The following is a 23,249-nucleotide window of genomic DNA, read 5'->3' as shown; positions in this document are numbered from 1 at the left end:
TTTTTTCCCATTTATTTACAAAATTTGTCTTTGTTTTATTTTAATTTTATTGTATAATGTTATTTATCATTCGCATATCAGATAGGAGCAAACATGAAAAATTTATTTTCAAAGATTAGAGATAATATAAAGCTAATTTTTACGCGTTCTTCTTCACTTAGCCCAAAAGAGTTAAAGCGAAAAAAGAAAATTCGAACTCGTGGAATTGGCTACATACTAGTATCACTTCAAGCCATAATAACAATTGTGTTTTTATGTCTGTTGTTTAAATTAAATATCATTCCTGATAAATACATAGTTATTGTAATTATAAGTCTCTTCTTAATTACAATATACAATATCGTTTCTCAGCTTACCAAGGCTCATATCATTGGTAAAACACTTGCTGTTTTTCTAAGCATACTATTATTTACCGGATCCCTATATATTCACCAAACAGATAGCATGATAAGTTCAATATCTGGTACTAATATTCAAACTGATTACTTTTCAATTATTGTTCTAAACACTGATTCTGCTAATTCTTTAAGCAATGCAAAAGATTATACTTTTGGATACAATGCTTTAATTGATTCTGCGAACAGTGAAAAGGTAGTCAAAAAGATCAATGACGAACTTAATACGAATCTTAAAACACAGACTTGTGATGACTGGGAGTCACTTGGGAAAGCTCTATATGATCAAAATGTACAAGCTATTATTTTAAATGAATCTTTCAGATCTGAGATAGAACAAAGATTTAGTGATTTTAATGAAAAGACAAAGATTCTTGAAACCATCAAATTTGAAACCAAAATAACAAAACCTGCAAAAAATGTTGTGACTGAACCATTTACGATCTATATTGGAGGTAATGATTCACGTAACGGTCTTGATTCAGAGTCAACGAAAAACGATGTTAATATTATCGCCACTTTTAACCCTGAAACCAAACAAGTTCTTCTTGTAACTACGCCTCGCGATTATTATTTCAAAATATATTCCTTAGCGGAAGATGGAATAAAGACGGACAAGCTTACTCATGCCGGGAACTTTGGAACAGATGCTGTAATAACGACACTCGATAATCTTTATGGAATAAATATTGATTATTATGCTAGAATTAACTTCTCGGGTACTGTGAAAATAGTTGATGCTTTAGGCCATATCAATATTAACTCTGAGGTAGACTTTTATACAACTTATGAGACATCTATTAATAAGTACCACTTTGTAGTTGGAGTAAATGGTGATTGTGATGGTGAAAAAGTTCTCGCTTTCTGTAGAGAGCGTATGGCATTTGCAGCGCTTGGTGATAACCAACGTGGCCGCGATCAAATGTTTGCACTCCAAGGTCTTATTGCAAAAGCCTCATCCCCTGCAATTCTTACATCTTATGCGGAATTAATGGATTCTTTATCTGGTATGTTTTCTACAAATATGCCTCAAGGAAACATATCATCAATTATCAAAGATATGCTAAATGATCCAACACCATGGAATGTGCAAACATATAATACAACTGGTATTACTGATGATAAGTATTATCCTTCAGGCTTTTATCCACAAACACTTCCAGCCATGTCTGTCATTTTACCAGACAACACTTCAATCAATAAAGCTATTAAACTTATGAGTAAAGTTAGAAATGGGGATGTTTTTGATGTTAATGCGTTCCTTGAAAGCGCCACTGAAAGTGCTACCACTGCTCAGTAAGATTTTATTATGATAAATTCCAAACTAAAATATATGGCAAAGAAATTTGTATGAGAAGGAAATCAAACTTGATATTAAGTCTTGCAAAAGCAAGCCATCGAAAATGAGGGAATCTATGAAATCACAAATCATATTACAACAGAAGATGATGGAATATTACTCTGGTGATCCCAAACGAATCCAACATTTTATAAAGGTTCATAGCTTTGCAAAAATGATTGGTGAGTTGGAAGGATTGAATGCTAGCACACAAAACATTCTGGAGATTGCCGCCATCGTTCATGACATCGGCATCAAAATTTCGGAAGAAAAATATGGTAACTGCAATGGCAAACTGCAAGAGCAGGAGGGCCCTGCAATTGCAAAGCAAATGCTAACAGAACTAAACTATGACGATAATATAATCGAGCGTGTCTGTTATCTGGTTGGCTACCACCACACTTATAATAATATCAATGGGATAGACTATCAGATTTTGGTGGAGGCAGATTTTCTTGTTAATATGTACGAGGATGGATTGACTAAAGAAGCCATTTTATCAGCATATAACAAAATCTTTCGCACAAAATCTGGATCTCAGCTTTGCAAAATTATATTTCTTTAACGAAGTACGTATGTACGATAAAAAAAGAACGTATCGCATTGTAACTTATAATAAAGTTATTTTGCGATGCGTTCTTTCTATTTACTGGATTTACTTTGATTGGAACTATATATATAGTCCAATAATTAGTTTAGATGCTAAACTTCTTAATTACCATTTGTAGATTTTGCGCTAGTGTTGCTAATCCTTCACTAGAATTTGCAATTTCTTCAACTGATGCAGTTTGCTCTTCCATTGATGCAGTTACTTGTTCGGTAGCCGCAGAATTCTCTTCTGCAATAGCAGAAAGGCTTTGTAATGTATCCAGTATATCCATTTTCATTTCGTTCATCTCTTCACCAGATATATTTAATTGTCTAACTGCTTCCTCTGTTTCAATTATTGCTTCCTTAATTTCGAGATAATTATTTTTATTATTTGTTACGCTTTCCGTTTGCTCTTTAATTATCACAGACATTTTTTCAATCGTATTAACCGCCTGTTGTGAATTCATCTGCAACTCCTTGACCATCTCGTCAATATCTCTAGTAGAAATTGCTGACTGCTCGGCAAGTTTTCTAATTTCTTCTGCAACTACTGAAAATCCTCTTCCTGCCTCACCAGCTCGTGCAGCTTCAATCGCAGCATTTAATGATAGCAAATTAGTTTGATCTGCAATTGAAGATATAACATTACTTGCTTCCCCTATTTTATTAGAACTTTCATTGGTTTTTAATATTACATCGTGAATCTCCATTGACGCTTTGTTACTTTCCTCTGTTTTTTCATATAAGAAATCTATCTCCTTCAAACCAACTTTAAGATCTTCAACTACTTTTCCTGTTGCTGCATTTAAAATTCTTAGATGATTTTGGTCTTTTCCAATCACTTCCCCTAGCTTTCCTGCCTTTTCAGAACCAATCTCAGTTTGTTTTGCCTGATCTGAGGCGCCTTTCGCAATTTCCTCAATAGCGGTAGACACTTCATCTGCTGCATTCGCTGATTGCTGAGAGGTTGCTGTCAATTCTTCTGAAGAGGCCGCTAACTGCTCTGAAGAATCACTGATTTCTACTACAATTCCTCTTATGCTCTCGGTAATACTTTGAAGTGCTCGTGATAAGATTCCAATTTCATCTTTTTTATCTAAATACTTTTGTTCAACATTAACTGATATATCTAAATTTGCAATTTTTTCTGAGTGATGAACAGTCTTAATAATTGGTTTTGTTATAGAATTACCAATCAAATAAATAACTATAATACTTAATAATAAAGTAATTGCAATAACAATCATTAACGTATTTTGCAGTGTTGGTATTGCAGCTAATACTTCATTTTGATTAGCTGTAATTACAAATATCCAGTCAGTACCTTCGATTGGAGCATATCCTGCATATAAATTATTACCATCGAACTTATATGTACTTACACCATTCTTTGCAATAATGACTTTTTCAATTAAATCAGATACGGATAATAAACTTGAGTCTTTCTTAGCTGCTTCAATTGGTGAATATTGATTCACTACTTTATCCCTATCTGGATGAGCGATTACGGTGCCTGCACCATTTATAATATAACCATATCCTTCATTACCATATCCAGTATCATCTACAATTTCACTTAAAGCATTTCCATCTCTACGACCAATTAACGCTCCAACTATGATGCCTGATTTATATATAGGCGCCGCTACCATTATTACTGGTTGTTTTGTCACCTGACTGATTAACACATCAGATACAGCCGGTTCTCCGCTTAAAGCTTTTTTAATATAATCTCTATCTGCTAAGTTACTTGTAGTACCATCAGAATAATTAGCAGTACCATTCATTTGTACAATTGCAATATCTAAAAAGTCTGTTTCTTTAACTAACTCTTTCAATATAGGCTGCTGAGATATCCAGTCCATCTTCTGAATATTTTCATTAAGCGCTAACATTTCCAGTGTCCGTTTTTGAATTTCTAATCTGCTAGCTGTTAATTTCGAATCCTCTTGTACTAGTGAAGTTAGAGATTTTTCCGCTTCTTTCGTAATCGAATTACTTGAACTTATTATGGAAATCACCCCTAAAACCACTGATGATAATAATATCAATAACGAAAAATTGATAATTAATTTTGTTTTTATACTTTTCATTTGTATCCTCCATATGTTTTTATTTTGATTATTAGTCTATAAAAAAAGAGAGTCAAAGATGAACCGAATGCAATCTTTGAATCTCTAAAATTTTAAATCGATTATATTGTAAATTTATTGAGTTGCTAGCCATTCTGTTGCTGTGGCCACTTCATTCATTGCTATATTTACTTCCACTACGCTACTAGAAATAACAGTAGCTAACATGAACATAAACATTATTAATTTTCGTAATTACATATTATCTTTATCAAGTAATAATAATTGCTGAACCTCTTCAATTGTAATAGGCTTACTCATCAAATATCCTTGTCCAGTCTCACATTTATATTTTTTTAAATATTCTAATTGCTCTTTTGTTTCTATACCTTCTGCCACAACTTCATAATCAAGATCTAATGCTAAGTAAAGTAATGCCTTAATAATCACGGAAGCCTTGCCTCGCTCTTCTATGCTACTAACAAAATTTCTATCTAATTTCACTATATCAATTGGCAGGTCCTTTAAATGGATAAGAGATGAGTAACCCGTTCCAAAGTCATCTAAAGCTATTTTCATACCTAATCGCCTTAGCCTTTTTAGTCTTTCCACTGCAAATCCCATATCAGAAATGATAGCCGTTTCAGTGATTTCTATAACTATATGCGAATAGTCAATGTCGTAATTTGAAAATATATGCTCTAACTCTGTGAAATTCAATTCACTTGACAATGATTTGCTAGATAAATTAATAGAAATATATAGATCTTTTTTACCTTCTTTTTCAAATATCAATTTACGTTTTAAGGCGGTTTCAATAATCCACCTTTCCAGCTCATATATTTGACCTGTTTCTTCGGCCATTGGAATGAATTTCATCGGTGGAATCAATCCTTTTTGGGGATGATTCCATCGAACCAATGCTTCAAATCCTGATATTTTACCGGAAGTCAGCTCATACTGGGGCTGATAGTAAAGTACTAATTCATTATTTTTTATTGCATATTGTAGTTGATTTGATAATTTAATATTTTCGTTATTTTCCTTCAGAATCTGTTCCATATAAAAGACAGCTCTACCTTTTCCCTGCTTTTTTGCTTTGTTCATTGCAATATTAGCATTTCTAAAAATAGCATTACTATCTGCTCCATCTTTAGGAAACATCGCAATTCCTTTACTGGCTGATATGAAAAATTCATTATGGTTAACTTCCCATGATGGACCTATATATTCATCTAGCGACTTTAATCTATTTTCAATTACATCCTTGTCAATCATATCATAAAATAAAATAGCAAATTCGTCACCGCTAAGTCTTGCTACTTTATCGGGAGCTTTTATGAATTCAGATAGCATAGAAGCGACATATTGCAGAAAGTGATCACCACTTGCGTAGTTCAATGTATCATTTATTTGACTAAAATTATCTATGTTAATATGCACCAAAGTAAATTGTGATTTAACCTCAATTAATTGCTTTACTTCCTTAACAAAAAATGACCGATTTTGAAGACCTGTCAAGTCATCGTAATATGCTATTCTACTAAGTTTTTCTTCTAATAACTTTCTATTTGTGATATCTATTCCAATAGATAAAACCTCTGACTGATTATTGGAATAGTTCATCAAACTATGATTCCACATAATGTCAATCTTTTTGTTTTGTTTTGATATGAATTCAATATCATGATTTGTGATCCGTAGCCCCTTACTGATCTGAATAAAATCATTAACAATCTTAAACCTGTCATCTTTGTTTACAAGTAATAGCTCCCACCTTTTATTGATTATTTCTTCCTCAGAATAGCCAAATACCTTTTGGCCAAATGGATTGATTCTTGTTATTCGCCCCTGCGAATTCCATGTTGCTATAATAACATTTGCATCTGCAAAAAAATTTTCATCATTATTTAGCGCATAATTAAAAACTTGTTCAATTGCTGATTTTTTGCCATATGTTATATCTGAATTTTGAGATATCTGTCTATTTTCTAGCATACTCTCAACCTAAGATTTATCTTGACATTCATAAAAATACTTGTCTCCTTGTCATATAATTTTCCCTTTACTTATATGTAACTTCTTCACTTGATTAGATATATATGTCCTACTTGTTTAATAATATGTTGTAAAAATTATATCTGTAAAATATGTATTCTAATTAAAAAGAACTATGGTAATTGGATCACCACAGCTCAAATAATATTCTATATTTTAATAATATAGTTCTATCTTACTTTGGTAGCTTGACTATCTTAGCGTATTCACACCTTAGACTCATAGCTTTGCGTCGTTATTTTTCAACAAGTTTGCCTTTATCAATTCTTATAATAATACAATAATTATACTTCAAAAGCAATAGTAAAAGCATACAAAAATTTCCATTTTTTTACAAATTATATATTTAAATTGCAATATTATGTCGAAATTTGAAGTCCACTCATCTACATCATTACTCGAATAAATCCAACTAAATTCCATTTTTAAATCAGCATAGCCTAACGTTTCATGACTTTTTTAAGCTCTTACATGATCCCGTCGAAGGATTATCAATTAGTTTACCATTCTCCTCAAATCTTGAACCATGGCAAGGGCAATCCCAAGAAAATTCTGTACCATTCCATTTCAAAGCGCAGCCCATATGTGGGCAACGTTTTGTTGAAACTGTTAGCAAATTCGTAACCGCCTCGAATCCATTCACTAAAAGTTGTAACTTTAGCATGCTTCTGTGTGGTGAAAATACCTCCTGAAATTCATTTGTTTTACCAACCACCATATCAGATAATATCATTGCTGAAACCATAGATGATGAGATCCCCCATTTATTAAAACCTGATGCAACAAATAAGTTTGCTGTGGATTTTGAGTAATGACCTATATAAGGTATTCCATCAAGCGACATACAATCTTGCGTCGCCCAATTATATTTTTCAACTGAATTCGGATAATATTTTTGCACAAACTGTCTTAATTCTGTATAGTTTCCTCCCGATTTACCGGTTCTATGATCCCCGCCACCAACAATTAATAGATTTTCATAATTTCTAAATGACATACCATTCTTAGCTTCATCAACGAACATACCATTTACATTTTGCGCATTTTCAAGGGCTATTGCATATGATCGATGCTGATACATCTTAAGAAAATAACTACCATGTGTATTGATAAATGGAAAATGTGTCGTAACTATAAAATTCTTTGCTGTTATCACTGCATCATTTGTAAATGCTATATGATCATCTAAACCAATATCTTTTATAAAGGAATTTTCATAAATATTAAGGTCTTTTGATATTTCATAAATAAATTTCAGTGGATTAAATTGTGCTTGATTTTGAAATTCAATTGCTCCTTTTATATCAAAAGGCAAATTTGTTTTATCTACGTAATCACAGTTAAATCCAAGAGAATTAACTGCACGAACTTCTTTTTCGATTTTTTTTATATCTGTTAATGTATAGGTATAAGCACATTTATCTTCAAAATTACATTCAATATTCTTACATACCTCTCTGTACTTTGAGATGGCCAATTGATTTGCATCCAAATACATTTTTGCTTTTTCGTGGCCTGCACTTCGTATTAACTTATCATATATCAATCCATGCTGAGATGTTATTTTTGCTGTTGTATTTTTTGTGATACCGGATCCAATTGTATCACCCTCAACTAAAATATAATCAATGCCTTGTTGTTTAAGAAAGAATGCACATAGAATTCCACATATTCCGCCTCCAATTATCAAAACATCGGTATTAATTTGACCTTTTAATTTTTTAAAAGTAGGTGGTTTGACACTATCCGTCCATATTGATTTCAATTTTTTAACCTCCTCCAAATCCTTCTCATATGTAGTATTGTCATTTGTATCAATAATATGATTCAAATTAAGAATGTTTTTAAGGAAATAAAAAAGTGCAGACGATTAGTCATGCACTTTCACAGGATTTGATATTTAAAAATATATTCATAGCATTGTATGTGGATCTAACCCCATAATGCACTAGCATCACTGGAGCTTCTATTAACTCGAGAAAAATCTGTTTTTACAAATGAATTGGTAGATAATATTAAAAATATAAAGCCGATTGTTACTATGATTGCAAATGACATGATTGGCGTTACAACAAAGCCATTGATATCAATTGCCAGCCCTTCTTTCACCAGTTCGGCAGTCGATAAATTCGTTTTTTCCAAAACAATCATTCGAAAAAATGCCGTTGCATAAGTCATTGGATTCAAATATGCAACATATTTTAGTGTATCTGGTAACATCGATATGGGTATATACGCACCTGATACAAATGTTAAAGGCATAGTTACTGCGGTTTTAACTATTTGAAAAGTTTGACCACTACGTACAATCGTTGCTAAAAATAACCCAACTCCAGAAAAAGCAAGTCCAACAAAAATCATTGCGAAAAGGATATAAATCGGTGTTGTCCATGTCGTAAATTTAATGCCAATAAACAATCCAATTATTAAAATTAAAATTCCTTGTACTGTAGCTACAGTAGCTGCTGATAATAGTTGTCCCATTGCAACGGCTATTCGTTTGGCAGGTGACACTAAAACTTCCTTCATAAATCCACTTACCATATCATCTACCGTTGACGATGCTAGATTAAGTGAACTTTCAAAAACCGTCGTTATAATTACTCCAGAAAGCATATATGCAATTGGATTTGCAATAAAGTCATTTTTAAAAATTGCACCAAATACATAAACGAAGAAAAATGGGAATATCAGTGAAAAAATCAAACCTGTTCTATTTCTTATAAAGGCTTTCAATCCCCTTTTCCATAATGCAAATACTGTATTCATATTAGCTCTCCTCCCTAATCTTTTTCCCTGTGATTTCTAGAAAAACGTCATTAAATGTACCTTTTTTAATTTCTATATCCGTGATCACTTCTTTTTGCAGACTTAGAACTTGTAATAATGGATTAATATTTTCAGCATCAACCTTATAATAGCCATCCTTTTTTATATATTTCAGTTCATACTGTGTTAATAACCGTTCAAGTTCGGGTCCATTTTCAGTCGTGATATATGCTTTATCTTTTGTATACTCTTTCTTTAAAGCATATGGTGTATCATGAGCGACTATTACGCCCCCATCCATTATTGCAATCTTATTGCATATTTCTGCTTCTTCCATATAATGAGTGGTAAGAAAAATCGTTATATTTCTTTCTTTTTGAAGTTTCACAATATACTCCCAAATATGAGCGCGTGTTTGTGGATCGAGTCCTGTTGTTGGCTCATCAAGAAACAATACCTTGGGATAGTGGATTAACCCACGAGCGATTTCTACACGGCGTTTCATTCCACCTGACAACGCACCAACCAATTTCTTTCTTTCACCTAATAAGTCCACTAGATTGAGAACAAACTGTATCCGTTCTTCCACTTCTTTTTGAGGAATGTTATAAAAAACGCAGTGCATTTTAAGGTTCTCATCTATCGTCATTTTTGTATCAAGTGTTGAATCCTGAAATACAACGCCAATCGTTGATCTAACTTCGCTTTTTTGTGTAGAAACATCTTTTCCATCTATTATTAATGTACCCGATGTTTTTTCAAATATTGTACACAAGGTATTTATCGTTGTACTCTTTCCTGCTCCATTTGGTCCTAAAAAAGCAAAAAGAGTCCCCTCTTCCACGTTAAAGGAAATATCATTTACAGCAGTAAAATCACCATACTTTTTAGTAAAATTTTTAACTTCTATTATCGAATTCATCTTATCACCCTTTTCATTTATACTTATCTTTTCTTGTTTTATACACTTCTAGTTCTCTTTAAGATCTCTTCTAGTTCTCTACTAGTTCTCTTCAATTTCTCTTCTAGTTCTCTTCTAGTTCTCTTCTAGTTCTCTTCTAGTTCTCTTCTAGTTCTCTTCAATTTCTCTTGTACACCAATTATATGATAATACCACATTCTTTAATCGTTTTTCAAGTATCTCTTTGGGAGCAACCATATCTGTATCAATATAGTAACTATTTTATGACATAAAATCATCCTAAAACATATAAAATACCAGCGGTAATATCATATTATGATACAACCTCTGGCATTGTTGGATTACGATTTTATTGTTATACGCTTTCTACCATTTACAATTTCATCTATCAAGTTTGTGCATTTTACAAACCTACTAAATATAGAATAACAGCTGCTGCAGTACTTGACAATCCAATACAAGCTTCATATGGGATTAACTTTAAACGCTCTTTGATACTTATATTTGCAGCACCACCTGTTGCATGGAAAAATGAACCATGTGGCAGTGAGTCTATTACGGTAGACCCTGTGTGAATCATTGCACCAGCAGAAAGAGCAGGTATACCTGCATTTACTAATGTAGCGGAAAATGTCTGAGAAGCAATTGTAGAGCCTGCAGTAGTTGAAGCTGTCGCACCTGCCATTAGAATACCTGCGATTGGTGCCAGTACGAAGGCCGGCATGTTGAAGGCTTCAAGAAGATTGATTACATCAATTTGCATAGATGAAGCTTTAATGATACCAGCTATGGTTCCTGTACCAATTAAAAGAACCGATACTCCGATCACTTTACTCAATCCAAACTCAGCATATTCTCGAAAGTTCACTATCTGTCCAGTTGCAAGTGCACATACAAGTCCGCCGATAGGCAGGGCAATCAGTGGGTCCACTGCTATATTACAAATTGGACGTAATGCTAATAAAATTACAACAATAACGGGACCGCTGATAGCGGCGATAAATGAAGGAAGTTTTTTTTCATTTTGCTGTTCCAAATCTGCTGCAGTGATTTCAGAGCCTTTCCTTTTTGAGAGTAAATAAGCTAATATAACAGTAACAATGACCGCTACAATAGCAGGAATAATATTTTTCATCATCATAGATGTAAGATCAACCTTAAATGCTTCTGATACAGCAATTGTATTAGGGTTTGGTGAAATTATATTCCCGGCTTTACCTCCACCAATCATAGCTAGCAAGACGGCAGCTTTATTATATTTAGCCTTTTTACCAATGGCTAGTCCAATTGGTGCCACTGTAATTACTGCAATATCTAAATACACCTACGGCGCATATAATCATTGTTGCAAGTGCAATGGAAGCAAGTGCTCGTTTTTCTCCGAGCTTGGTTACGATTACTTCTGCAATTTTTTGTGCAGCGCCGGTTTTAATTAGGGTACCAGCCAAAATTCCAGATGTTATAATTCTGAGAACTGATGACATCATACTTTGTGAACCAGATACCATTGTTGCAACGGTAGTAACTAAACCGCCTCCTCCAATGAGACCTCCAATCAATGCTCCTAGTATTAAGCTATATGCAGGTTGTACTTTTTTATAATAAGGAAAATCGCTACCACGAGTCCTATCACCGCTCCTAATGTTGTAAATTGATATGTCATTTAAATATCCTCCTTCATATGTATTAACCTAAATACCTGTTCTGCGGTATCACTAAGATTTGATTTCGCATTTTCCGGTCTCATTGCTTCTTCTAACGTTACTATCGATCGTAGAATTGGAAAGAATGCATCAATTCCTTGCTGATTACATTCGATTGCTTCTTTTGTTACACTTCCTGCAAATGCAATTACCGCTTTATTGTACCGTTTTGCTAGTCTAGCGACGCCGACAGGTGCCTTTCCCATTGCTGTTTGCCCATCTAAACGCCCCTCTCCTGTAATAACTATATCTGCATCTTTGATGTAATCCTCTAACTTAGTTTCTTCTAATACTAACTTGATACCTGATTCCAGTACTGCATTTGTAAATGTGAGAAAAGCAAATCCCATACCTCCAGCGGCGCCCGTTCCTGCCTGTTTTGGATTAGCATTAGGGAATTTTTCTCTCGACAATGCTGCATACCAAGACAACCATTTATCCATTTGCATAATCATAGATGGAGTTGCACCTTTTTGAGGTCCAAATACCGCGCTACAACCATGATCTCCACAAATAGTATTCGTAACATCGCACGCAACATGAAACTCGCAATCTTTTAATTCTGGCATCACATGTTCATCCGATATGGATTCTAACTCAGAAAGACCTATTGCGCCAAATGAGACCTGTTTCCCCGTGGAATCAAGAAATTCATATCCAAGTGCCTGAAGCATACCAATACCACCATCATTTGTTGCACTGCCACCAATTCCTACGATAAATCTTTTACATTTTTTTGAAATAGCGTCCTTTATAACTTCACCTACACCATAAGTAGTTGTATATAATGGATTTCTCTTTTGTTCAGGCACTAGCGTAATACCCGCAGCTCCTGACATTTCAATGATTGCCGTCTTAGAATGTTCAATAATTCCATAGTTGCATTTTACGGGCGCTCCTAGTGGCCCTGTGACCATAACAGTATGTAATGTGCCATTCATTCCACTAACCAATGCTTCTACGGTTCCTTCTCCACCATCTGCTAAAGGACGTACTGTAATGTTGGATGTTGGATCAGCCTTTTTAATTCCTTCTGCTATGGCATATCCAGCCTCCATGGATGTAAGACTTCCTTTTAGTGAATCAATTGCTATTACTATATTCAAGTTAATACCTCCTATTTTTTCGATTATATATATTGAGTGTTGATTTCATGCTTTTCGCCATTTCTGCACATCTTTCTGCGCACATCAAGCTTGTGCCACTGATACAAAGCTTGTGTCTGAATGATGATTTCGTTCATACTTTTATTATACATTAGTCATCTAGATTTAATATGTTACACATGACATTAAAGTTTTAATATCTCCTTAATTATATGTTACTCATAACATATATCTATAGACTTTTTGAAAAATATATAATAAAATAAAGGTAATAGTTCAAACGAATGGAGCAAAAATGATAACGAAGATTAATAAAAAATTAACACAACAAATTGTAAATACGGTTAAGGATGTGTGTGGACAAGACATTAATTTTATTGCAGAAACCGGAACTATATTTGCAAGTACAAACGAAAATAGAATTGGGGATTTCCATGAAATCGGATTCCAGGTTGCCAAATCGGGGGATACAATAGAAGTTGCCAAGGATAATAGCTTTGAAGGTACGCAGAAAGGAGTGAATCTTCCTATTTTTCATAATGGCTCACTTATTGCTGTCATAGGCATCAGCGGAGAACCAGAAGAAGTTCGCAAATATGCATATTTGGCGATTCGAATCACCAAACTACTCATACGAGAACAGGAAATGGAAGCGTTCAATCGTTCTCAACAAGAAAAGATGAATTATATTGTACGTTCCCTTGTAAAAGGAGAAATTACAAATAGAGATTATCTTTCAGAATGTTTGAAAGAGTTGAAAATTAATGAAGCAGATGATATGCGTGTAATCATAGTCCAGATGAATACACGATACAATGTAATGAATATCTCTTTGATCGAGCAGAAGCTGTTTCAGATGTTTCAGACCATCCATGTAAAGTTATACTCCTATAACTATCCAAATGAATATATTGCTATTATTAGCCAAACGGCCGTATCTACATCTATTCAAATATTAGACAAGTTTGCAAATGAAAATAATAACATTCTAGCAATAGGACTTGGAAGCAGACATGGCTTATACCATTTGGAGCAATCATATGAAGGAGGACAGATTGCATTAAAAAGCTTAGAGGGGACAACGAATAGTTTTTCTGATTTTGATCAACTTGATATTGAGATTGTGTTAGGCAGCCTGGATCAGAACACACGTCAAAAATATTTAAATAAAACGGTATCATCACTAGCTGAAGAAGATAAGGAACTACTCAAAGTATATTATGAGGAAAACATGTCTCTAAGCAAGACATGTTTTCGACTTTTTTTACACAAGAATACATTGCAATATAAACTTGACCGAATTGCAAGAATATCAGGCTATAATCCTAGGAAGTTCAAAGATGCAGTAGTCTTATATATTGCACTCATTCTATAATTATGACCTTTCATGTTGGTATTAACTAATACATGGATTCGTAATTTCTTCTTCCCACCATCCAAATGCTATTCTTCCTGATGCTCTCAGTTCTGGTTTTTCTTGATTTGACAAAAATATCATAAATGAACCACCTGGTGGAAAGATGAATTTTCCATTTTCCGTTTCAACTAAAGTTGTTCCTGGTTGACCTATTCTTATAAATGCTTCAACACCACCATAAGGATCTTCTGTTACATCGGATGCTGATTGTAATTTTATTTTAGGCACCGGAAGCGGATTTATTACAAAATTTGACGTCGTAACTGAATCTGAATCCACTGGTATTCCTGGAGCCACTGCATTAAACCAAAACTCAGCACGATATGGCGATTCCGAAATATCAGACACAGTCCATACGTTCACATGTAAATTCACCCTGGAATTTTTCGGGTTATATAGTCTTCCCCATGCACCCGTGCCTTGACCAAATGTCAAATTATCAGCATACCCAACGAAGTATTTTCCCTGCAACGATTTATAAAGTTCTATAGGAACATCTACCGTTTTCAATAAATTACATTCATCTTTCGATTTAGAATTACAGTTTGTAATTTCAATCATAGCTGCACCACCTTTATGTCATAATTCCATTACTTATAGTCTTCTGGCGTACCCCATTTCTCTACTTTATTATAATATGCATAAGATGAATCAAAATGCACCCAGATAGGAGCGTTATCTAATTCCGGATGTGCAAAAAAGAATTCATTATCTCCATATCTTATTGCCTCTAATGCAAGTGGTAATTCTCGACGAAAAACCGCATCTCTTATTGCTGACGTCATTGGGCCAAACCTTCCATCCACATACACATATGCATACAAAATAACTTCATCATTAAACATTTTCCATTCAGCAAGTACTTCGTCTCTCATTTTGGTCGTTTTGTCATAATCATATTCGAGACCAATCGTCAGAAATAACTCTGCCGTTATATCAGAATGAGTTAATGTATATTTTCGCCCTATAATCGGTTCTGTTGGCGTTACACCTGTTGTAAATTCTACATGTAGCTTATCAGGATTGAGTCTTTCCATTACAATACCTCTGTACTAGATTATAAATGAATAACTTTCAAATAACATCTAGCGTAAAGTTACTAAATCTATACAGTATATGCTTAAAATTGGTATTTGTTTCTAATAATTATTGGTATATGTTTCTAATAGTAATTTATCCAAGATAATATTTATTTTGATATTGATATTACTATTGATATTTATATTGTTATTTATTTTGATATTGATATTGCTATTTATATTGATAAAAGCAATACAAAAAAGAATGCAAGATATCCATATTATCATTAGATATCTTACATTCTATTTTTTTATTGATGAATCAATCATACATCTCTAAAGTACTTTAAAACATTTAAAATTATTGCTTATATATGAAATATAATCTATAAATTTTTCTCTACCCATATTGCATACGAATCCAAGAATTTTTTTAAAAATTCAAGTGTTCTTACGTCCGTCATTACTCCATTATCATCTAGTAACGCTGCAACATCTCCTATATATGCTTCTGGCTGCTGCATTGTTGGTACATTAAGGAATACTAATGACTGTCTAAGATGATGGTTGGCTCCAAATGCACTTAATCTTCCTGGTGAAACGCTTACCACTGCACCTGGTTTTTTATCCCATACACTTTTCCCATATGGTCTTGACCCAATATCTAAGGCATTTTTTAATAGCGCTGGAACAGATCTGTTATATTCCGGTGTAATAAAAAGGATTGCATCATACTTTTTCACAGTGTCACGAAACTTCGTCCAAGAACTTGGGACATTCCCTTCGTCATCAAAATCCTGATTATACATTTCAAGGTTCTCAAGATTCACTTCTTCTAACTGTAATGATGGTGTCGCCAATTCTTCCAACGCCTTGGCGATTTTTCTTGAAAATGATTCTTTACGAAGACTTCCTACCAAAACGCCTACTTTTTTCACTTGCATATTATGTTCCTCCTTATTATGGGTAACCCAGATTTTATTTTTTCTAATATTATAACTATAATATCATGTTTTACTATTATGAAAATCACCTTGCTTTATACATTTACATTAACTTGGCAAAGGCCACCATCTTCATTCAAGATATGGTCTTTACTTTAACCAATAATCTCAACACCTAAAATGTGACGTTGTATTGCGAGTATATCAAAAACATCCACCGTGCTGTTTCCTGATACATCCGCTGCTGTTAATGCTTTTTCGTTAAGTGCTAATGTACCAAGAATATGTCTCTGAATTGCTAAAATATCATATATGTCTATCACGTTATTAAGCGTGGCATCACCTTTTATAATAGGAGCTGCTACCGTTATTTCAAATACTGTAGATAGGCTTCCATAAGCAACAGAAATCACTTGCTTACCAACTTTTGTAGCATCATATCCACTTATTCTGCAATCCAAATCACTGACATTAAAAATGCTTCCATCCTCAGCGTTCAAATTCAAACTCAATCCAGTCAAAACAAGTTCTTCACCTTGGTTATATAAAGACTTTAAAGGCAGAGAATCAACTTCAAGTGCCACCAAATAGATGTGCTTAATTAGGTTGTTCAAGTCATCTTTATCAGTACTTTCAAAATATGATTCACAATCTGAACCTTCTGCAAAATAAATATTAATTTCCTTATTTGGTCCAAAACCATATTTATCGGAAAGATAAAATACATTTATTCCTAATGATACCCCAGTTGGAAGAATTACATTTTTCAAACTCCAATCTGAACTATAATCTTTGCTAAATGTCCAGGTAGGGATAGACATTACTGATGTTGGAACAACATAACACTCTGCACTATTTTTTTCTGGATATGATAATAATTCAGTCATATCTTTCGAATATAATACCCCATCAACTGAAGTATAATATTTGTTATTATCAGATACATATATGTTTTCTAATATGCCATTACCTAAACAATCTCCCGAAAACGGACCAGTTTGGACATTAGCTCCAATATACAACGTTTTCATGCTTTGCACTTTGAATAAATGCACATATACAGAAACACTTACTACGCTATCTGATATCTCGATTTTGCCATCTTTAGCTTGATACATACTTGGCACTTCCAATAATTCAGTTTTATCCTTATTATATAAGAACCCATTTTCACAGCTAAACATCGTATTATTTTCATCAACATATATATATTCTAGTTGGTAAAACACGGATAAGCTCTTAGAAAAATCTATTAGTGTTGACGGAAGCGTTATACGCTTAACTGAAGGCTTTGAGCTAGTAAACATAATACTTACGACTGTATAACCATCTATTTCTTCTGGTATTACTAGACTTTCATCCGCTCCAAAATAATCAACTATTTTAATAGTTCCATCACCATTAATTTGATACTTATATATATCATTTTGCCCATATGTAGCTGCTTCAGCAGTTATTCGAGGGGTAACTTCAATGCTTGCTACTAACACACAACAAATTGTTATAATAACAAATATTGTTTTCTTCAACTTTTTAATTTCTTCTTTCAAAGTTTCTCCTCTAAACGACTTTATAATTTATCGTATTCAACTATTTTCTTATTTATTACTTACTTAATAATCTCAACGCCTAAAATATGACGTTGTATTGCGAGTATATCAAAAACATCTACTTTACTATTCCCTGTTACATCAGCAACTATCATCGATTTTTCGGCAAGCTCTGACGTCCCAAGTATATATCTTTGAATACTTAAAATGTCAAAAATATCTATTGCATTATCAAATGTAACATCACCTGATTTTGGGACTAAAATTTTAACTGTTTTTTGAACACTGGCATTCCCAGAATCCGTAACACCATATGTAATGCTGTATGTACCACTTTTCGTTATATCTAAATTGTTTGATAGAATAGTAATTTTGTCTGTCATACTGCCATCTTCATTATCGTATGCTGTAATGCCATCAAGCAAATCATACTCCTGATTCTTTGTATAAATAATATTCTCAGCCGTAATCACAGGTGCCATATTTAGATTTCCTGATTCATCAATCAAATATTTATTAATGCTGTATGTTTTTAAAATTGTATTTCCAAAAACTGTTGTTAGTTGAACCGTAATGCTGTCTGCATCACCAATATATAAATCATTGATATAGAACTTACCTTCCGCATTAGTCTCAACCGGCTTTCCATTGACATAAACATTGACAACTGGCACTGTTACACCTTTCATATTTAGGTATCCATTTGCCGAATAAATATTCCCAGCTATAATCAGAGGCAGTTCAGTTACAGGATAGGTCAAACATACTATAGAATTTATATAATTTGATCCTGATAGCAAAGCTGTTCCATTATAAAACGTTCCAAAATAACCAAAGCTCATTGACCCACAATATATTCCATCAGCTGTAATACTCACTGCTCTTAGGCCACCCAAAACATAGATATTTCCTGTTACGGTAACATTGTTAAATGTTACAACAGCATTTGGACCAATATACACATCACCTTTTATTACTGATGAACTTACCGTCTGATTGCTTAAGTACCATGTGACTTTATCCAAGGATCCAATTTCACTATAAGCATCTATCACTGTAAAATTCAGTTTTCCTAATAACGAAGTATATTCTTGCTTGTTTCCACAAACATCTGAAATGCAGATGCTTTGAATATTCCATTTTCCCAGTAATTGAGAATCTTCGACTGTTATTATGCCTTCATAAATGTTATCTTCTTTTAAATTCATATTACATGTATATACTTGTCCATCTGGATTAAGATAATTTGCCTTAACAGATTCAATCCCACTCAAATCATCAGTCGCTTTGAGTTGAAAAACAAAGCTACCATTTAAATTAATCTGATTGGAAATCATGGTAATTGAATTAGTTTCAATGATCGGCGCTACAGTGTCTTCAATTGTATTTATGACTTCAAAATCACCTAAACTTAAATCAATAGAATTCTCAACTGTATTCTCACCAGTATATGCTTCACTTGATATGATTTTTGCTGTACTGATAAGATTATCATTTAAAGTAATACTTTTTAGAATCCATTTTCCACTTTGCGTATATTCGGTAACAGGGATTTCCGAGTAATATTGGTCATTTGCTGCATCATATGAACATGGATATGTTTTTTCTTCCTTTGTTTTTGGTGTAATATATGTTACGGAACCATCTTTGATGCCTGATGCATCACTGGCTTTGAAATACAACCTTTCTGTTTCACCAATAGTTGCCTGCTGTAGTGCAACTGCTAAACTAGTTTGAAAAATTATAGGTGCATCCAATTCACTATAGATGGTGAAATTAGCATCAGGATATGCTGATGCTAATGGGAATGCATATGCTTTATTTCCGCTCATGTCCTCAAAATTATAATAGTTTATATAATAACCACCATTTACATAACTGTCAGTTATCGTCAACGTTCCGCTGTATGTTCCATCTCCATTATCGGTCAGATGTATATAATTATAATCATATGCTTGACGTCCCACGCTTATAGTCATTGTCCTAAGCATACTTGCATCACTTATCTCTACAGTTACCTTTATTGCATCTCCTGCAGTAACTTCGGTTTTATCTATACGGATATTCCCTACTACCGGTGCTGCTGTATCATCACTACATCCACTTACCATGAAATTAGTATTAGGATATAATGATGCTGATGGGAATGCATATGCTTTATTTCCGCTCATGTCTTCAAAATTATAATAGTTTATATAATAACCACCATTTACATAACTGTCAGTTATCGTCAACGTTCCACTATATGTTCCATCTCCATTATCGGTCAGATGTATATAATTATAATCATATGCTTGACGTCCCACGCTTATAGTCATTGTCCTAAGCATACTTGCATCACTTATCTCTACAGTTACCTTTATTGCATCTCCTGCAGTAACTTCGGTTTTATCTATACGGATATTCCCTACTACCGGCCCATCTGTATCATCACTTGTTGCATATACATTTAAATTTAAATTCATACTAATACTGATTATTAATAATAATGTGATTATTTTTTTTAACTTTTTCATTTTACCCCCCCCTTTGTAAATAAGTAGTTTAACAATAAATTATTTCCTATTCAATAGGAACTAAGGAAATTATTTTTAGGACTCATCTTCTACTTAATAACCTCAACGCCTAAAATATGACGTTGTATTGCGAGTATATCAAAAATATCTACCTTAATATCTCTTGTTACATCAGCTGCTGTTAACGCTTTTCCTGTAAGCACAGATGTCCCAAGAATACTCCTCTGAATTTCCAATATATCAAATATGTCTACCGCATTATCAAGTGTTACATCTCCTAGTTTAACATCCCCAACAGTGATATTACAGGTTGCTGAAAGTGTCCCACAAGTGGCCGTAATTGTAGCTGTCCCATTCGTCAAGGCACTTACAACGCCATTATCACTTACAGTTGCAACTGTTGCATTATTGCTGCTCCATATGATTGTTTTATCTTCCGTTGTGTCTGTTGGATTATATGTAACATTCAATTGCAAAGTATTCCCGCCAATTAATGTATAGCTAGTCCTATCTAATGAAATGCTAGTTAATGGACCTATACTTACATGTTCAAACGCGTAAGTAGATGTAACCGATGAATATTTATATAAATTCAACTTAAGCTTATTTCTCTTGATTGTAAATTCTCCAATGCTATAACCATTATATGTGCCAGTCTGTGTGCTCATAATCTGGGAAGCGGCAGGATAGACATTAGCATCGGATTTAACAAGTTTATTATTTGTTGCCCAATACATGATAGAACCGTCCATATGGAAATATCTTATAGAATCTGAAATTATTGTATCCTGTAAAACACCTTTATCAATCAACGCCTTATATATGTGAGTACCCGTACCATAATACCAATAACCATTGTAGTAATTCATACTTACATCGACATTTTTAAAACAATAATTATCAAAGCCACCACTAGAAGCAGCGATTGGAATTGTAGAAGCCCACCCATAATGTGAACCGCTTGTGGTATTTTTAATTTCATCATCACTTAAGAGGAAAAAATCATGTCTCACATATCCTTCACAGAGGCTATCTTCATATTGCTTTGAACTACTAAAAACCGGGTCATCCCACGTAGCATCAATATGATACCAATTACCGTTTAAAGAAACCAAGTTCCATGCATGATTCATGCTTGTACTCGTTACAACATAAGAAGAAATTCCAATTTTTTGCATTAACGCGCTATAAGCTAATGCATAACCATTACAAACAGCTGAGCCCTTCATGAATACACCTTTTGCAGAATAAGAATCTGGTGGAATCGTTCCTGCCAAATAATTTGCATAATCATAATCACATTCTCTGACTAACCAATCATGTAAAGCAAGTATTTTTTCCATATCACTCATTGAACTTGTAACAGATTCCATTGCGTAATTGACACCATCATTATACAACTTCACATCGGCATCTATGGCTACTTTATTAGGAATTGTAGATCCTGAAATTACATATTCATTTTTATAAGATAACTCGATACTTATAAGTGTTCCCGAATTATTGCGCCAGATACTATATCCACCACTAACATAAAAGAATTGCGGATTCTCGTTAAAAGTTGCGCTCATAGCCGAACGTAAAGAAGCCAAGTTGTCCGCATTGTATGGAATATCTAGCCCGGAGATATCAACTGTAGTTGAATAGCTTTCAATTGCATTAATAATTAATCCTTTTAAATCGCTTTCCCACGTTGCACTTGCTAAAAATCTCCCATTATTTGCGGGAAAATATACATTTTCCATTGCACCGTCACTTACCAACTGCAACTGTGCATAATCAGTAGACAATTCAATTCCCGTGTCAGTGGAAATACCAGTGTCAGCGCCAATTCCAGTGTCAATCCCAATTCCAGTGTCAATCCCAGTGCCAGCAAATGATGGCAAAATCTGAATTCCAATACAGCTTAAAACAATGCAAAACGAAATAAAAGTTTTAATCACCTTATTTTTCATTCTTTTTCCTCCTTTTATTAAAAACATAATAAGTTATCAATCCGATGATCGCACTACTGATTATAATAACAGCTGCAACACTCCCAGCATTTATAAAATTTCCTGCTTGTGCTATATTTTCATTACTATCTATATTTGTGGCAGAAACATCTGTATCAATCGCATTTGAGACTTCGGCTTCACTTGATTTATTAACAGTAGTACCCGTTTGATTCACAGCATCAGTTTGATTGATTGCCCCACTACCATTCTCACTATTATTGCTACTACTTACTGTATTACTGATTACATTATTTATTATGTTATCTGAATAACTCTCGATTCCTTTAGAATCAGATAGACTTTTTTCAACAACATGAATATTTGACTTCGTGATTTCAGAAGGAATCGTATATATTTGAGCAGATCTTCCGTCTACGCACTTAAAAACATCAGGACCTATCTCAAAATTACTACCATTCAATAAATTATCATTTATCTTCACTTTAAATTGATAAAGATTTTTTGTATTTCTACTCAATATTTTAGTCAAATCACTGAATTGTAATTGTATCTGCTTTTTATCACTTACATAATTCAAACTATAAATCTGTTCATTACCTTTTGCATCAGACAAGTCTTTTAATGAATTCTCAACATATGTATAATAATCTGAATTTAAATTGATAAAAAGTTGCAGTGTAGTAATATCTTTAATATTTGGTGAAGCATAGTTATCCAAATATACTACAACGTCTATGCTTTCTCCAGGATATACATTGGTACTTGATGTTTTACATACCAACTTTAGACTATCTTCAGCTTTTATAGTTTGAGGCAATAGCATAAGTACAAGCATCATACAAATAATGGCAATCAATGTCTTATTAATTTTCATAATTTACTCCTAATAA

Annotated in this window: 16 protein-coding genes, 1 pseudogene and 1 riboswitch; of the genes and pseudogenes, 3 read left to right on the top strand and 14 right to left on the bottom strand. The window is 33.5% G+C overall.

Annotated features, from left to right (window positions below; all coding sequences use genetic code 11):
- The first annotated feature begins 93 nt into the window (after positions 1 to 93).
- A complete protein-coding gene (locus BMY18_RS01955) occupies positions 94 to 1,695 on the top strand; it encodes an LCP family protein (protein WP_092450029.1) in 1,602 nt (533 codons plus the stop codon).
- A gap of 115 nt (positions 1,696 to 1,810) precedes the next feature.
- Positions 1,811 to 2,299 carry an HD domain-containing protein gene (locus BMY18_RS01950; RefSeq protein ID WP_092450027.1) on the top strand — a complete coding sequence of 163 codons (489 nt, stop codon included), beginning with the start codon at positions 1,811 to 1,813 and terminating at the stop codon, positions 2,297 to 2,299.
- Positions 2,300 to 2,429: 130 nt separating this feature from the next.
- Here the strand turns inward: BMY18_RS01950 and BMY18_RS01945 are convergent, their stop codons facing one another.
- From BMY18_RS01945 to BMY18_RS01915, 7 genes and pseudogenes are all read right to left on the bottom strand, one after another.
- Positions 2,430 to 4,418, bottom strand: coding sequence for a methyl-accepting chemotaxis protein (locus BMY18_RS01945; protein WP_092450025.1), 1,989 nt, complete (start codon positions 4,416 to 4,418; stop codon positions 2,430 to 2,432).
- A 234-nt stretch (positions 4,419 to 4,652) separates the two neighbouring features.
- Positions 4,653 to 6,395 carry a sensor domain-containing protein gene (locus tag BMY18_RS01940; RefSeq protein ID WP_092450023.1) on the bottom strand — a complete coding sequence of 581 codons (1,743 nt, stop codon included), beginning with the start codon at positions 6,393 to 6,395 and terminating at the stop codon, positions 4,653 to 4,655.
- Positions 6,396 to 6,634: 239 nt separating this feature from the next.
- Positions 6,635 to 6,721, bottom strand: a riboswitch (cyclic di-GMP riboswitch).
- A 182-nt stretch (positions 6,722 to 6,903) separates the two neighbouring features.
- Positions 6,904 to 8,220 (bottom strand): FAD-dependent oxidoreductase, encoded by a 1,317-nt coding sequence (locus BMY18_RS01935; protein ID WP_092450021.1) that lies wholly within the window; start codon positions 8,218 to 8,220, stop codon positions 6,904 to 6,906.
- 167 nt (positions 8,221 to 8,387) lie between these two features.
- Positions 8,388 to 9,224 (bottom strand): ABC transporter permease, encoded by an 837-nt coding sequence (locus BMY18_RS01930; RefSeq protein ID WP_092450019.1) that lies wholly within the window; start codon positions 9,222 to 9,224, stop codon positions 8,388 to 8,390.
- A gap of 1 nt (position 9,225) precedes the next feature.
- Entirely contained in the window at positions 9,226 to 10,146 is a 921-nt protein-coding gene (locus BMY18_RS01925) for an ABC transporter ATP-binding protein (RefSeq protein WP_092450017.1), read from the bottom strand.
- Positions 10,147 to 10,549: 403 nt separating this feature from the next.
- Positions 10,550 to 11,705: pseudogene (locus BMY18_RS01920) on the bottom strand (GntP family permease).
- A gap of 104 nt (positions 11,706 to 11,809) precedes the next feature.
- Entirely contained in the window at positions 11,810 to 12,955 is a 1,146-nt protein-coding gene (locus tag BMY18_RS01915; protein ID WP_092450015.1) for a glycerate kinase family protein, read from the bottom strand.
- A 295-nt stretch (positions 12,956 to 13,250) separates the two neighbouring features.
- Between BMY18_RS01915 and BMY18_RS01910 the strand changes: the two genes are divergently transcribed.
- The gene (locus BMY18_RS01910; RefSeq protein WP_092450013.1) at positions 13,251 to 14,330 is read left to right on the top strand and encodes a CdaR family transcriptional regulator; all 1,080 of its coding nucleotides are present in this window, start codon (positions 13,251 to 13,253) and stop codon (positions 14,328 to 14,330) included.
- 21 nt (positions 14,331 to 14,351) lie between these two features.
- On the opposite strand, the gene BMY18_RS01905 is transcribed toward BMY18_RS01910, so the two are convergent.
- The 7 genes from BMY18_RS01905 to BMY18_RS01875 form a co-directional block, all read right to left on the bottom strand.
- Positions 14,352 to 14,933 (bottom strand): DUF6143 family protein, encoded by a 582-nt coding sequence (locus BMY18_RS01905; RefSeq protein ID WP_092450011.1) that lies wholly within the window; start codon positions 14,931 to 14,933, stop codon positions 14,352 to 14,354.
- Between the two features lie 29 nt (positions 14,934 to 14,962).
- The gene (locus tag BMY18_RS01900) at positions 14,963 to 15,409 is read right to left on the bottom strand and encodes a staygreen family protein (protein WP_092450009.1); all 447 of its coding nucleotides are present in this window, start codon (positions 15,407 to 15,409) and stop codon (positions 14,963 to 14,965) included.
- A 368-nt stretch (positions 15,410 to 15,777) separates the two neighbouring features.
- The gene (locus BMY18_RS01895; protein WP_092450007.1) at positions 15,778 to 16,335 is read right to left on the bottom strand and encodes an NADPH-dependent FMN reductase; all 558 of its coding nucleotides are present in this window, start codon (positions 16,333 to 16,335) and stop codon (positions 15,778 to 15,780) included.
- 155 nt (positions 16,336 to 16,490) lie between these two features.
- Entirely contained in the window at positions 16,491 to 17,885 is a 1,395-nt protein-coding gene (locus BMY18_RS01890) for a dockerin type I domain-containing protein (RefSeq protein WP_092450005.1), read from the bottom strand.
- Between the two features lie 59 nt (positions 17,886 to 17,944).
- Positions 17,945 to 20,401 carry a dockerin type I domain-containing protein gene (locus BMY18_RS01885; RefSeq protein ID WP_092450003.1) on the bottom strand — a complete coding sequence of 819 codons (2,457 nt, stop codon included), beginning with the start codon at positions 20,399 to 20,401 and terminating at the stop codon, positions 17,945 to 17,947.
- 89 nt (positions 20,402 to 20,490) lie between these two features.
- Complete coding sequence (locus BMY18_RS01880; protein ID WP_170841253.1) at positions 20,491 to 22,356, bottom strand: Ig-like domain-containing protein; 1,866 nt, start codon at positions 22,354 to 22,356, stop codon at positions 20,491 to 20,493.
- Entirely contained in the window at positions 22,346 to 23,233 is an 888-nt protein-coding gene (locus tag BMY18_RS01875; protein WP_092449999.1) for a hypothetical protein, read from the bottom strand. The genes BMY18_RS01880 and BMY18_RS01875 overlap by 11 nt, the downstream gene beginning before the upstream one ends.
- Between the last annotated feature and the right edge of the window lie 16 nt (positions 23,234 to 23,249).

Source organism: [Clostridium] fimetarium, assembly GCF_900111235.1.
In the GTDB taxonomy this organism is placed as follows: Bacteria; Bacillota; Clostridia; order Lachnospirales; family Lachnospiraceae; genus Clostridium_N; species Clostridium_N fimetarium.
The sequence above is the reverse complement of the archived record's forward strand: the minus strand, read 5'-3'. Positions and strand labels throughout refer to the sequence as shown.

Coding starts and splice junctions, on each gene's coding strand:
- BMY18_RS01880 (WP_170841253.1), bottom strand. CDS start 22,356: ATGAAAAATAAGGTGATTAAAACTTTTATTTCGTTTTGCATTGTTTTA.
- BMY18_RS01875 (WP_092449999.1), bottom strand. CDS start 23,233: ATGAAAATTAATAAGACATTGATTGCCATTATTTGTATGATGCTTGTA.
- BMY18_RS01895 (WP_092450007.1), bottom strand. CDS start 16,335: ATGCAAGTGAAAAAAGTAGGCGTTTTGGTAGGAAGTCTTCGTAAAGAA.
- BMY18_RS01930 (WP_092450019.1), bottom strand. CDS start 9,224: ATGAATACAGTATTTGCATTATGGAAAAGGGGATTGAAAGCCTTTATA.
- BMY18_RS01955 (WP_092450029.1), top strand. CDS start 94: ATGAAAAATTTATTTTCAAAGATTAGAGATAATATAAAGCTAATTTTT.
- BMY18_RS01900 (WP_092450009.1), bottom strand. CDS start 15,409: ATGGAAAGACTCAATCCTGATAAGCTACATGTAGAATTTACAACAGGT.
- BMY18_RS01940 (WP_092450023.1), bottom strand. CDS start 6,395: ATGCTAGAAAATAGACAGATATCTCAAAATTCAGATATAACATATGGC.
- BMY18_RS01945 (WP_092450025.1), bottom strand. CDS start 4,418: ATGAAAAGTATAAAAACAAAATTAATTATCAATTTTTCGTTATTGATA.
- BMY18_RS01885 (WP_092450003.1), bottom strand. CDS start 20,401: ATGAAAAAGTTAAAAAAAATAATCACATTATTATTAATAATCAGTATT.
- BMY18_RS01925 (WP_092450017.1), bottom strand. CDS start 10,146: ATGAATTCGATAATAGAAGTTAAAAATTTTACTAAAAAGTATGGTGAT.
- BMY18_RS01950 (WP_092450027.1), top strand. CDS start 1,811: ATGAAATCACAAATCATATTACAACAGAAGATGATGGAATATTACTCT.
- BMY18_RS01905 (WP_092450011.1), bottom strand. CDS start 14,933: ATGATTGAAATTACAAACTGTAATTCTAAATCGAAAGATGAATGTAAT.
- BMY18_RS01910 (WP_092450013.1), top strand. CDS start 13,251: ATGATAACGAAGATTAATAAAAAATTAACACAACAAATTGTAAATACG.